The organism is Cyanobacteriota bacterium (assembly GCA_025054735.1).
GTDB lineage: Bacteria > Cyanobacteriota > Cyanobacteriia > SKYG9 > SKYG9 > SKYG9.
On the sequence record JANWZG010000068.1, the window covers coordinates 1 to 11,756 of the forward strand.

The window sequence follows — 11,756 nt, forward strand, 5'->3', positions numbered from 1 at the left end:
CAAAAGTCGTGGCTGGTGCTGGGTCAGTTAGGTCATCTGCTGGCACATATACCGCCTGAATTGAGGTAATCGAACCTTCAGTAGTAGAGGTAATTCGCTCTTGCAAGTCACCCACATCCGTACCCAGAGTTGGCTGATAACCTACCGCCGAAGGCATCCGACCGAGCAGTGCCGACACTTCAGAACCAGCTTGCACGAACCGGAAAATGTTGTCGATAAATAGCAACACATCCTGTTTGTTGACATCCCGGAAATATTCCGCCATGGTCAATGCTGACAGACCTACCCGCATCCGTGCTCCTGGTGGCTCGTTCATCTGACCATAGACCAGAGCAATTTTAGACTTACTGGGATCTTCTTCGTCAATTACCTTAGACTCAATCATTTCGTTGTAGAGGTCATTGCCCTCGCGGGTACGCTCACCCACGCCGCCAAACACAGACACGCCACCGTGTTGAGTTGCAATGTTGTTAATCAACTCCATCATAATCACGGTTTTGCCCACACCAGCACCACCGAATAGCCCAATCTTGCCGCCCCGACGATAGGGAGTCAGCAAATCAACCACCTTGATTCCCGTTTCAAATATTGAGGGCTTAGTCTCTAAATCCGTCAGTTTAGGAGCAGGACGGTGAATGGGCATGGTCTGAGAGCGGTCAACATCACCCTTTTCATCAACAGGCTCGCCCAGTACATTGAAGATACGACCCAAAGTTGGAGTTCCTACGGGCACACTGATGGCAGCACCAGTATCTACGACTTCCATTCCACGGATCAAGCCATCGGTGCTACTCATTGCTACGGCGCGGACTTGATTGTCTCCCAACAATTGCTGCACTTCACAAGTCACTTTAACCGTCTGACCCGCTGTATTCGTACCACTGATGCTCAAAGCATTGTAAATCTTAGGCAAGTTACCGCTGGGAAACTTAATGTCCACAACGGGGCCAATGATTTGGGTGATGTAACCGATATTTGTTCGTTCTGCTGTGGTAACCATGTGTATACCTTAGTTAAGCCTCTTGCGTATGAATGTGCCTGCTAGCTCTCGAATTAACCCAGGACTTTACATTAATTCACCGCTACTTAGCTTATCACTATCGGGATCGCATCAGTGCACTGGAAATTTACAAAAGGCTCTGGGATTGATTATTTGTTGACGATCGCAACATTGATACTTACCCTAGCTTGAGCAAAAGACAACTGCTTTCAGGTGGAAACTCTGGCGGTAATCGACTGGATTCGTTTGCTACATTGACGTGGCTAAGCTTTACCCCTGAAATTCCTGTTGCCTTCAGCATGGCTGAGACCAGATACTCCGGAGTGTCTCCAGAGGTCTCTAGAGAAACAAACGCACAGCGTTGTTGCCTGACTGGTGCCACTAGGGCCTGATAAGCTCGGTAAATTCCTTGCTGGGAACCAGCTACTCCCAAATAGTTGAAGTAGAGGTAGGTGCGATTTAGCGTCAGAATGGAACCAGGTTGATAAATGCCGATCGACCCTAAGGGCAATGGAATGATAGGGCGATGCAGCGCCGTGAGGCTGTAAGCAATCGCCACTAGACCTAGTACTACTGTAATGATTTGTCGCCAAAGCCTGACCACGTAATGGTCTAGCCAATAGGCAATAACTGGAGCCGCTAACATAAACCCTGGCAGTAGTAACCGGTTTGCCCAGATTTGCCACTTTAAGAGTAGGCAGTACAGCAAGAAAGCAGTGACTACAGCCATAGTCAACTGCCATAGGTTAGCGAATTGAGGGGAACGCGATCGTCGCTGATTCCACATTGCAATGGCTATAGTTGCTAATGCCAGCAGGAGCAATACTTGGTGGAGCGGGTTAGCAACAAAATCTTCTACAGGCAGATACAAGCGCCATAGCCCAACCTCGTCAGGGTTAAAGGCGCCTCCGTTAATTAAGCTGGTGCGTGGGTCGTTGACATCTAACCTAAGGATGTTGGTATGGATAGCTCGGACTAGGTTCCACAGTCCAGCGATCGGCATGTTTAAGGCAATAACTTTAAGCCCATTGGACAGTAGAGGAACCAAACCAAGCCAGTCATTGCGTGTGCCACCATCAATTCCGAGAGGATTCCCAAACGTCTGGATGTTACGTCCATAACTAGGCAAAGATAGTGCCAAGCCCACTAAGCTTACGACTAGCGATGCAGCTATTCCCTGGAGCAGTCGCAGTCCATTACGCCATTGGTCTACGCCTCCCCAAACGCGATACCCCAGTAACGCCACCAGCGGTGCTCCAAAGATAATGCCCGTGGGCTTGGTCAGGATGGCAAGGCCGATTGATCCCCCTAGCCACAACCAATCTGCGTGGCTGTAGGTTTCGCTGCTCAGGACGAAATAAGCAAAGCACACCAACCAGTACGACACCACTAGGTCGTTTTGGGTGGTCATGGACTGCAAAATTGCCATGGGGACAGTAGCACAGACTAGGGCAGCTAGGCTTTCGTTGGTATGCAAGTGATGGGCAATGAGCGACGTGCCGATAACACAGCCCAAAAAGGATAGCCATTGCACCATGTTGGCGAAATAGTCACCATCAGCTAGCAGATACAAATGGGCGATCGCATAGCCAGAAAAGGGCGGAAAAGAAATCTGACGCAGGTTGGGAGTAGGGTAGTGGGCAACGGTCTGATTTTGGATCCAATGAATGACACGGGGCATGTGATAGGTTAGCGAGTCGTAGTTGTTAGGCGGAGCTACGATCGCGACCACCAGCGAAAACCCTAGGATTAATCCCACCACTAGCATAGAGAGCCGAGCCATGAAGGGCTGCTGCTGGAAATGATGGCGCAGATTCATGAGTCCTTGGGTGAAGGCAGGCGATAGAGTATGTCGCCAAATTCTTACCAATAGCAAACTATTAACAAGCGCCATTAGACTCCATAGCCACACTACCCAGCCAACATTGAACGCTCGACTAGCGCTAAAAAGTTCAGTGCTGATGGCAATTACTAGCCCATGCAAAATACTGGCCTTGAGGAAAGCACTCCTTACGCCGCTAGAGCCACTGACAACAAAGCTGGCAACCGTTGCTAAAAACGACACCAAGATTAGGAGCGTAGCCATACTGTATGCTGCTTCAGGGTTGTGGACGAATGGTAGCGATCGCCAACTTCACTCCGTCAATCCCCCGTAGGCGATCCATCACGGCAACGACCCTGCCATGAGGTACTGCCTCATCTGCATTCAGAATAACTACTAGCTGCTGTTTGGTTGTGGCTAAAGTTCTCACCCGCTGATCTAAGGTATCTAGGGTTACAGGTTGACGATCAAGGGCTAGTTCACCCGACTGCGCGATCGTCACTGTTACTCGGCCAGTTTCTGATGCCTGAGTCTGAACAGTGTTGGTAGCCTTAGGTAAGTTCACTGGTAGCCCTTCAGACCTCGTCAAGAACAATGTAGACAGGATGAAAAACGTCAAAATTGCAAAGATAACGTCTATCATCGGCACGATATTGATTTGAGGGGGCAACTCAGGCTCATCCGGCAAGCGCATGATTAAACTGGCTCCACAAAGTTATAGCTCTCACTCAAGGTACAACCTTACAGCTACGGCTTCAAGCTTTCTAACTCTGCTCGTAGGGCAGCGAGTTGAGCGGTTAATTCCTGCAATTCAGCTTGAACATCAGACATACTTGGCTCAGAGACAGGGACTGCCGTAGTTGGAATCGGCTCTGAAGGCTGGCTATTAGCAGTGCTAGATGACCTACTGTCTCGTTGTCTTGCTAGGAATGAATCGACAAATCGGCGAGCCTCCTGTTCGGTAATGGCTCCTTTTTCTGCTAATTCATCAGCGAGCTGGCTCCACTCAGATTGCAACTTAGAGGTGACTTCTTGGCGCTTCTGAGGATCTTGTAATGTCTCTAACAAAGACGCTGTAGCACCTACAGTCACTCGAAAGCTTTTTTGCACCAATTCCATTAAGTTCTCAGGGTTCATAGTAAGTTCAATATCCCGTTGACAGAGAGAATGTAGACTATGCAGTGGCGCAACTAGCAGTAGATGACATGGCTCCCAAGTCTACTACCAAGTTAGCCAAGTCCCCTCTGATTCTAACGGCATTTCTCAGGAAATGAAGAGGTGTAGGTGACCGATCAGCAGCCTACGGTCGTCGGCAAATCCCAAATACGGAAGTGTAGCCATGCAGAAACGTGCTGCCTCCCACTGGGCCAATTTCACCATTACAGAAAAAGCCACTCAAGGGCACATTCTGAATGTAACGGCTAAATAGGCCAGAATCAAAATTAGGCGCACCGTACAAGCGCTCACCTCGTCCCAAGCAAGAAAACATCAGCGCTCCCACTATAGAGGCCCCTTTGTGCTGTTGTTGATAGCGGGCTAACAATACCTCTAGGTCTTCTGCTGAGGTACGGGCATCTCGCAGGTGAAACTGCACACGCTGGCCAGGGCGAATACGATCGCCAATAGCAATGGCACCTGCCTTAGGGTCTACCCCAATCAGATTCCGAATAAGGAAATCGCCACGTTCTAGCTGCTGCTTGAACTCACTGCGAGCCAATCCAATAAATAGGGAATTCTGGGCTAACTCTTGATCATCTTCACTGAGATCACTAAACATTTCCTGCAACACCTCAAGGGGAACTCGTGATTTACCCTCCTTTACATCGTCAGCATCCATTTCCAGCCTTAGGAGAATGTTACGCTCACTCTCGGTCACCCGGAGGGGATGCCCAATTGGCCGACATCCCTGAGCCACGATTGCATCCACAACAATATCGCCAGTAAGAGCTACACCAACGACACCTTCCTGATGGTGACAATAATTACAAAATAGGCTACTGCCATTTCCCGTGCCTGCACTTGCCAAGCCTCCAATTTTGACTGAGTTAGGGTAAGCATAATCTAGCCCCTCCAAAAGGCTGTTGACCCGTGATGAAAATGGATCTGCCAACAATATGAAGCTAGGTTGCTGTGCAGGCTCTACGCCTATGAGATCAATCCAGCGATCGGGGGGGCTGTCTAAGTCAGGAAGTTGATCACCCATCAGATGAAATGGAGTTGCCGTCACACCGGGTAGATAGGCAAGGCTAAGACTTAGGGCTGGGTAGTCTTCAACTTCCTGGGCCTCTCCCTGCATATTCATACCAATTACTCCTCCTCCACTACAGCCAATCAGCACCGGAACCCTCAAACGTTCCTCCAGCAATGGCATCAGACGAGGGTATTCACTAGTAAAAGCTGCTGAGATAAAGAGAATTGCTAAGTCTGCTGGTGCTTGCAGCAGAGCCTGAGCTTGCTCAACGACATCATTGACTGCTGCTTCCAACGAAGGACGAGTTGACAGCGTACTAACCCACTTCATTTCACTTGTAGCAGCATTTACCATATCAATATCTCCCGAGCTAGGACAATCTAAACGAGACTATAAAGCTTCAGGCAGTGCCTGCACAGACTTAAGCTCCTAGCCGAATTAGCCCCTTTGCTAGTCAATCAGATACAATAAGCTGGCCCAGCCCATAGAATAAAATTCTAACGTGTTCAGCCCAGATGGCCACAGTCTAGTAAGACAGCTAGCCAGCCTTTCATTCATCAGGCTTGTACGGTTAACTCTACCTCATAACGACCAATGTCTGTAGATTCATCACCTGTCACGTTGCTCCATATCAAGCTAACATGGCTATGTAACAAGATATTAAGCTGCGCCTAGTGTAGGTAAGCCGTGCAAACCTTAAAAAATAGCGCTTGATACAGCTTTCTAGCTGCGCAGTCGTGTAACACTGATGAATTGTTAGAAACAAGGCAGGATTATCTGGACTATGAGTGATATTCAAGCAAAAGTTCAAGAAGAGTTAGATAATGCTCGCAGGGTCTGCGACACTGAAGGCGGCGATTCTGCTGCATGTGCTGCTGCTTGGGATGCAGTAGAGGAGTTGCAAGCCGAAGCGTCTCATCAGAGACAGGTTAAGCCTAAGAACTCTCTAGAAGAGTTTTGCTCTGACAACCCCGAAGCGGCTGAGTGTCGAGTTTACGACAATTAAGCAGTTAACTGGTTCTGTTGAAGTTTATGGTTGCCAACTGATTCAGTTGTAGTTAGAGACGCAGAGAACTGCGTCTCCGTGTTTTTTAAGGTATAGCTGAGCAACTACTCAGAGCACAATGCACGCAACGTATGGCTACTCTGAGTTATCTGGCAATCGACAATGCGGGCTGCGACCCCTGCAACAAACCTGTCAACAAATCACTGGGGCCATGGGGATGGGGCCAAGCAAAGGCATGACGAAAAGCTGCCTGTTGACAGGCCCGCAACTCTTCAAACCCAATGATGTCATGTGTTAAGAGACTTTCGTACTCAAAGGGCAAGCGCACATTGTTCAAGCCTGCATTATCGGTACAGATGGCAATTTCTACACCTGCGTCGAAGCAACGATCGAACACAACCTTGAGCTGAGAAAGATCATTTAGGGTACCTGTTTTCAGATAGGTTGTAGGGCAAACCTCTAAGCACTGATGGCTAGACGCTAATGATGGTAATAGCTCCGGATAGTGTAATGGAATCTGGATGCCATGACCAATGCGCATTAGGTAAGGTAACAGTTCTGGATAGCAGCCATCCTTAGTTTCATACAAGTGCCCTGTAGTTTTTAGTCCTAACGAGTGTGCATAAGCATATAACGATATAAATTCGTCGAGACGATCGCGATAGTGGATATCTCCTCCAGCTAAGTCGATTGCGCAGACATAATGCGGCATTTGTGCAGCGAGGTCGACAAGTGCCCGGTTAACATCGTAGGGCAATCGAGAATGCATACAAAGAATCTGACTAGTTACGATCGGGTACTCTTGAATCTGGCTAGCCTTGCCCACTACTTCTACAATCTCTGCCATCAAGTCAATCCGCCGAGACTGCTCTAGTTCCGGTGGTGTGCGCAGGTATGGTGTGTAGCGTAGTTCCAGATATGCCAAATTTTCAAACACATAGGCACCACGCACCAGACGATAGATAAAGTAGGGCAAGCTATCAATCGTCTGCACACTCTCAACCAAGGTATGCAACTCTAAGTACTCATCCAATGTCGATCGTGGTCGAGTATAAAACTCTTCAAAGTCGGCATACTCAGAAAATCGCTCTACTAGCGGGGATTGATTGCGGTATAGATAGCGCCAGAGAACCCGGGGTACCACCGAACCCCCCAAATGGCGATGAAGCTCAGCGTATAGAGTCACGGTCACCTCTCAGTTTATTTCTTAGAATAGCGCAGAATATCAATTCCGCGAGGATTAAGGTAATGGTAACTGGGTTCTAGGAGTGCTAGGCGCTCCAGGTGTACTAAGAGGTGATGTTCTAGGGCTAATGCCAGGGATTGTGCCGCTTGGTCTACCATCTGGAACTACTTGCGGACTAGGTGGTGCTTCTTGGGGGTTAGCAGGCACAGTTCGATTCGGCACAAGAGGCAAATTATCTCCAGGCTGCATAGTTGGAGATCCGGGAGGTGTAACCCCCGGCACCGCTCCTGGCTGCTGTGGAGTGGTTGACAGACCAGGAACATTGGGAATAGCTGGGGAAATAGTAGGTTGATTAACAGTGGGTACTGTAGCTAGCGCTACTCGGTCGCCCCCAATCGAGCGGAGCAAATCTAAAACAGTAACGACATCATCATAAATAGCGTTGCGTGGCGCATAGAGCACCAGCATCCCCTCAGGATTAAGTTGCTTGTAGCCCACCACCTGCTGTTTTAGTTGTTCAATGGTTACAGGTTGCTGATCAACATAAACCTGTCCAAGTGCGTCAACGCTGACTACAAACACTTGCCGAATTTGTGGCACCCCTGTGGTAGCGCTGGGCAAATCTACAGCAATACCTTGCTGACGGGTTAACTGTAAGGCTGCCAGGATGAAAAATGTCAAGATGCAGAAAATAACGTCAATTAGGGGCAGAATTTCAATCCGCACATCATCCGCATTGCCGTCTAGATTGATCTTCATGATGCTTAACCTACACTAGGGTTACGGATTTAGTCATCCCACGTCTTGGGATAGTCTGCTGGCAAGCTTGGAGGAACTGAACTAACACTAGAAGCATCTGTGCCGTCCAAGCGATCGTTACCTCTTTCACCATGAACAGCCATTTCCTGGGATCCTGAGAGAGCATAGGACTCTTGCCCAGGAACCATCGGTACTGCCAGAGGTGATTCTCCAGTCTTAGCCCAATGTAACCGATACATCAACTCTAGGTCATTGCCAACCTTCCGGAATACTTTAACCTGTCCAACAATGAAGCCTTGGAACAGTCGATAAAACGCAACCGTAAAGATAGCAACAATCAACCCAGCAGCCGTGCTAATTAACGCCTCTCCAATGCCAGTAGTAACACCTTTAGTGGATGCAGTGCCAATTTCCCCCAGGGTAATTGATCGCAGTGAAATAATCAGACCAATGACAGTGCCTAACAATCCCAACAGTGGTGCCAAGGCGATGACTGCTTCTAAAATTTTTTCACCCCGGCGCATAGCTGCTAACTCCTCATCAGCCGATGCCTCTAACGCTAACTTAAATGCTTCAGGATCAGGGTTCGCTAATTGCAGAGGTGTGTACAGAAAACGACCGATCGGCTGATCCGAAGACCGTCGGGCAATTTCCCTAGCATCTAGCCAATTACGCCGAACTGCTTCTAGCACCCGCTCTACAATCTCTTTCTCTTCCGTTAGGATGCCAAACCAGAACCATAGCCGCTCTATCACCACACTCAGTGATAGCACGGAGAGGAACAACAGAGGCCACATTGAAACACCGCCCTTCTGAAATAGCTCCGTGATATTCATGGTTTGCTACTATACCTCCCTCAATCATTAGCACGTTACATGGCACACCATAGCTTAACTCTGAAGTAGTTCAGATTATTCAGTGTACGGGCGTTGTCAACAAAACCTACGCCATTTTAAGCCAAAGTGAACCTGGTTGTAAGAACAGTCAGTCATGCAATTACGGCAATGGGACGGAAATCCACATTTGAGTGTCTTTGAATAGATCTCCTACAATTAGAATCAAACAACGATGCAGCGTATGCTCTGTAGTAAAAACTTCAGTTGTCAGTTGTTAGAGGTATTGCTTGGAATAGCTGGTGGAATTTAGAGATGGGATTCTTCGAGTCTGAAATCGTTCAGAAAGAAGCGAAGCAGTTGTTTGAGGACTATCAGTCCCTTGTGCAGCTAGGCTCTAGCTATGGCAAGTTTGATCGGGAAGGTAAGAAATTGTTCATTGAGCAAATGGAACAACTGATGGATCGCTACCGTATTTTTATGAAGCGGTTTGAACTGTCAGAAGATTTCATGGCTCAGATGACGATCGAGCAGCTTAAAACTCAGTTAAGTCAATTTGGTATTACTCCGCAGCAGATGTTTGACCAGATGAACCTTACCCTAGAGCGCATGAAGTCTGAACTAGAGCGCCAGCCGTAGTACAGCCATAGATGCACTCGTGCTTCCTTGTCCAAATTTTTGACTGAACTTTAGCTTGAAGAGAGCCTACCCTCTTCATAGCAAACGATGCAATTGCGGCCTTGGTGCTTTGCCAAATATAGAGCACGGTCAGCCGCTATAGTCAATTGAAGAGGTGTTAGCTCTGATGTGGGAATCTGGCACGATACACCAATACTGAGAGTGACATAAGGGTGGATGTTGGATCCAGAATGGGCGATGCACAGTTGTGCGATCGCCAGTTGAATTTTTTCAGCAACTTGTCTGCCGCTATCTAAGGATACCTCAGGTAGGATCACAGCAAACTCTTCACCTCCGTATCGGGCTACTAGGTCTGCTGAGCGGTTCACAACGCTACGAATTGCCTGAGCGACCAGTTGCAGACACTGATCACCCATGGTATGACCGTAGGTGTCGTTGTACGCCTTGAAATAATCCACATCACAAATTAATAATGTCAGCGGTGAATTAATTCGAGCTAGACGACGCCATTCTCGGTGTAAGTATTCATCAAAACACCGTCGATTTGAAAGTTGGGTTAAGGCATCTGTTGACGCATCTTTAGCAGTCACCAAAAATTTTTCATATAGAAACTCCATCATATTGTCACCATGAATGTTAACTGTGTCCAAAATAAGTTCTAGGTCAGCTTTTTCTTGCAATATGGACTGTAAGAAGTCTCGTAATTTGGCTTCTACTCGCTGCCGCTCAACAATCTCATTCTGGAGTGACTGGTTAGTCTGATAAAGCTGGCGCTCGATCACATCACTGTGGGCAATAACGGTTTCCAATACACATTCGAGCTCAGCTTTTTCTCGACTCAGTGTTTCTACTTGTTGACGCAGCCTAGCTAATTCTTGTGAACAGTCGTCCATAGGGAATTACAGTCATCATTACAGGTTGGTGCTAGTTGTTGATGCTCGCCCAAAGTTGTCTAATTGCCACCCCTTCAGGGATATAACAGTTAGTAGAGATTTGAACCTCACTTAGCTCGTAGACTTAGCTTGACCATAAACTGACCTAAACTAACTGCTTGATGTTCTCAGCGCCTTCAGGTCACAATCATGAATTTAAATCTGACAGCATGAGTAAAACAGACAGTTCACAGGTGATTACAACCCATCATGATATTCATCACAGCCATGTGCTAGACGTGTAAGCTCCCTTACCAATCGACAACTGTTATTTCATCGTACCTATGTCCCAATCACTCGCCCAAAATGCCATTGCCCTGCTAATTGACTTGGCAGAAATGGGGGAAATTGATCCCTGGGATGTACAGGTTATTGACGTTATTGATCGATTTTTGAGCAACCTTACGCCCGTACCTAGCATGGGTACAGATAGGTCTTTATACGAGAAAAGTCTCTCCGAATCAGGACAGGCATTTCTGTATGCGTCTATGTTGGTGTTGCTTAAGGCAGATAGTCTCGCGCGATCTAATGCCCCTGAAACCCCAGAAGAGTTAAATGCTGATGAGATTATGGAGGCTGGAGAAATGTTAGCAGCGTTACCTCCAGCACTGGAACTTACACTGCAGCGACGGGCTGTAGCACGACCTCCCCAGCAGCGTCGTGTAACCCTTCAAGAGTTGATTGACCAATTGAAGCTAATTGAGGCTGCTATCGATCAACAGCCGACACGAGTGCGCACACGCCGTCCTCGTCCACATCCACGAGGCCAAGCAATCCGAACGATCGCTCAGCTTGCTCACCAAGAAAACTTGCTGGATACAGTTGCTGCCCTGGACTATTTCCTTACAAACCATTGGCCAGAATTAACCCAAGGGCAAGACCAAGAATGGCTGGGTTTTGAAACGTTACTAGCCCGTTGGAGTCAGTGGCAAGGAGCACCCAGGGCACCAAAACACCGGGGACATGCAACCGATGAAGCCCCCAACGGAGAGGTCAGTATGAGCGATCGGGTCAGCGTATTTTGGGCACTACTGTTCTTATCCGCTCAGTCTAGGGTAGAGTTGTTGCAAGAAGAGTTTTATCAGGAACTCAAAGTTCGTATCTTGGCTAATGAAGTCAGGCAAGCCCTGCCTGATTAAATTGGCAAAAGGACTGAACTAGTAGATGTTTGACGATAATGTTTACATTCACAGTGAACCAACAACGGTGACTCCTGTCCCCGTGGAGTATTGTCAGAGTGTTGGTTTGTGGATAGCCATTAGGTAGCTAAATCCTGCATCAAAGGGTTTTAGAGGACTAACGTATGAAAGCAATGATTCTGGCAGCAGGTAAAGGTACTCGGGTGCGTCCGATTACTTATACAATCCCTAAGCCCTTGATTCCAATCT

Annotated in this window: 13 protein-coding genes; 4 read left to right on the forward strand and 9 right to left on the reverse strand. The window is 47.9% G+C overall.

Annotation, left to right across the window (positions count from 1 at the left end; genetic code table 11):
* From atpD to NZ772_05105, 5 genes are all read right to left on the reverse strand, one after another.
* A partial coding sequence (atpD, locus tag NZ772_05085; protein ID MCS6812933.1) for a F0F1 ATP synthase subunit beta occupies positions 1-1,000 on the reverse strand: 1,000 nt, incomplete at its 3' end.
* A gap of 178 nt (positions 1,001-1,178) precedes the next feature.
* Positions 1,179-3,086 (reverse strand): glycosyltransferase family 39 protein, encoded by a 1,908-nt coding sequence (locus NZ772_05090; protein ID MCS6812934.1) that lies wholly within the window; start codon positions 3,084-3,086, stop codon positions 1,179-1,181.
* A gap of 13 nt (positions 3,087-3,099) precedes the next feature.
* Positions 3,100-3,516, reverse strand: a complete 417-nt coding sequence (locus NZ772_05095; protein MCS6812935.1) for a biopolymer transporter ExbD — start codon at positions 3,514-3,516, stop codon at positions 3,100-3,102.
* A gap of 53 nt (positions 3,517-3,569) precedes the next feature.
* Positions 3,570-3,959 carry a hypothetical protein gene (locus tag NZ772_05100; protein ID MCS6812936.1) on the reverse strand — a complete coding sequence of 130 codons (390 nt, stop codon included), beginning with the start codon at positions 3,957-3,959 and terminating at the stop codon, positions 3,570-3,572.
* A gap of 163 nt (positions 3,960-4,122) precedes the next feature.
* Positions 4,123-5,343, reverse strand: coding sequence for an FIST C-terminal domain-containing protein (locus NZ772_05105; GenBank protein MCS6812937.1), 1,221 nt, complete (start codon positions 5,341-5,343; stop codon positions 4,123-4,125).
* A gap of 454 nt (positions 5,344-5,797) precedes the next feature.
* Between NZ772_05105 and NZ772_05110 the strand changes: the two genes are divergently transcribed.
* The gene (locus tag NZ772_05110; protein ID MCS6812938.1) at positions 5,798-6,019 is read left to right on the forward strand and encodes a Calvin cycle protein CP12; all 222 of its coding nucleotides are present in this window, start codon (positions 5,798-5,800) and stop codon (positions 6,017-6,019) included.
* Positions 6,020-6,164: 145 nt separating this feature from the next.
* Here the strand turns inward: NZ772_05110 and NZ772_05115 are convergent, their stop codons facing one another.
* From NZ772_05115 to NZ772_05125, 3 genes are read right to left on the reverse strand one after another with little or no spacing between them, the layout of a single operon-like run.
* The gene (locus NZ772_05115; GenBank protein MCS6812939.1) at positions 6,165-7,205 is read right to left on the reverse strand and encodes an adenosine deaminase; all 1,041 of its coding nucleotides are present in this window, start codon (positions 7,203-7,205) and stop codon (positions 6,165-6,167) included.
* Positions 7,206-7,259: 54 nt separating this feature from the next.
* Positions 7,260-7,964, reverse strand: a complete 705-nt coding sequence (locus NZ772_05120) for a biopolymer transporter ExbD (protein ID MCS6812940.1) — start codon at positions 7,962-7,964, stop codon at positions 7,260-7,262.
* A 29-nt stretch (positions 7,965-7,993) separates the two neighbouring features.
* The gene (locus NZ772_05125; protein MCS6812941.1) at positions 7,994-8,800 is read right to left on the reverse strand and encodes a MotA/TolQ/ExbB proton channel family protein; all 807 of its coding nucleotides are present in this window, start codon (positions 8,798-8,800) and stop codon (positions 7,994-7,996) included.
* A 312-nt stretch (positions 8,801-9,112) separates the two neighbouring features.
* Between NZ772_05125 and NZ772_05130 the strand changes: the two genes are divergently transcribed.
* The gene (locus NZ772_05130; protein MCS6812942.1) at positions 9,113-9,436 is read left to right on the forward strand and encodes a DUF1825 family protein; all 324 of its coding nucleotides are present in this window, start codon (positions 9,113-9,115) and stop codon (positions 9,434-9,436) included.
* 50 nt (positions 9,437-9,486) lie between these two features.
* On the opposite strand, the gene NZ772_05135 is transcribed toward NZ772_05130, so the two are convergent.
* The gene (locus NZ772_05135; protein MCS6812943.1) at positions 9,487-10,329 is read right to left on the reverse strand and encodes a diguanylate cyclase; all 843 of its coding nucleotides are present in this window, start codon (positions 10,327-10,329) and stop codon (positions 9,487-9,489) included.
* A 323-nt stretch (positions 10,330-10,652) separates the two neighbouring features.
* On the opposite strand from NZ772_05135, the gene NZ772_05140 reads away from it, so the two are divergent.
* Together NZ772_05140 and NZ772_05145 are read left to right on the forward strand one after the other, a co-directional pair.
* The gene (locus tag NZ772_05140; GenBank protein ID MCS6812944.1) at positions 10,653-11,507 is read left to right on the forward strand and encodes a segregation/condensation protein A; all 855 of its coding nucleotides are present in this window, start codon (positions 10,653-10,655) and stop codon (positions 11,505-11,507) included.
* Positions 11,508-11,671: 164 nt separating this feature from the next.
* On the forward strand, positions 11,672-11,756 hold an 85-nt coding region (locus tag NZ772_05145), incomplete at its 3' end, for a sugar phosphate nucleotidyltransferase (protein ID MCS6812945.1).

Bases quoted from the DNA above. Each gene is read 5' to 3' on its own strand.
- NZ772_05090 (MCS6812934.1), bottom strand. From the start codon at position 3,086: ATGGCTACGCTCCTAATCTTGGTGTCGTTTTTAGCAACGGTTGCCAGC.
- NZ772_05095 (MCS6812935.1), bottom strand. From the start codon at position 3,516: ATGCGCTTGCCGGATGAGCCTGAGTTGCCCCCTCAAATCAATATCGTG.
- NZ772_05100 (MCS6812936.1), bottom strand. From the start codon at position 3,959: ATGAACCCTGAGAACTTAATGGAATTGGTGCAAAAAAGCTTTCGAGTG.
- NZ772_05105 (MCS6812937.1), bottom strand. From the start codon at position 5,343: ATGAAGTGGGTTAGTACGCTGTCAACTCGTCCTTCGTTGGAAGCAGCA.
- NZ772_05110 (MCS6812938.1), top strand. From the start codon at position 5,798: ATGAGTGATATTCAAGCAAAAGTTCAAGAAGAGTTAGATAATGCTCGC.
- NZ772_05120 (MCS6812940.1), bottom strand. From the start codon at position 7,964: ATGAAGATCAATCTAGACGGCAATGCGGATGATGTGCGGATTGAAATT.
- NZ772_05125 (MCS6812941.1), bottom strand. From the start codon at position 8,800: ATGAATATCACGGAGCTATTTCAGAAGGGCGGTGTTTCAATGTGGCCT.
- NZ772_05130 (MCS6812942.1), top strand. From the start codon at position 9,113: ATGGGATTCTTCGAGTCTGAAATCGTTCAGAAAGAAGCGAAGCAGTTG.
- NZ772_05135 (MCS6812943.1), bottom strand. From the start codon at position 10,329: ATGGACGACTGTTCACAAGAATTAGCTAGGCTGCGTCAACAAGTAGAA.
- NZ772_05140 (MCS6812944.1), top strand. From the start codon at position 10,653: ATGTCCCAATCACTCGCCCAAAATGCCATTGCCCTGCTAATTGACTTG.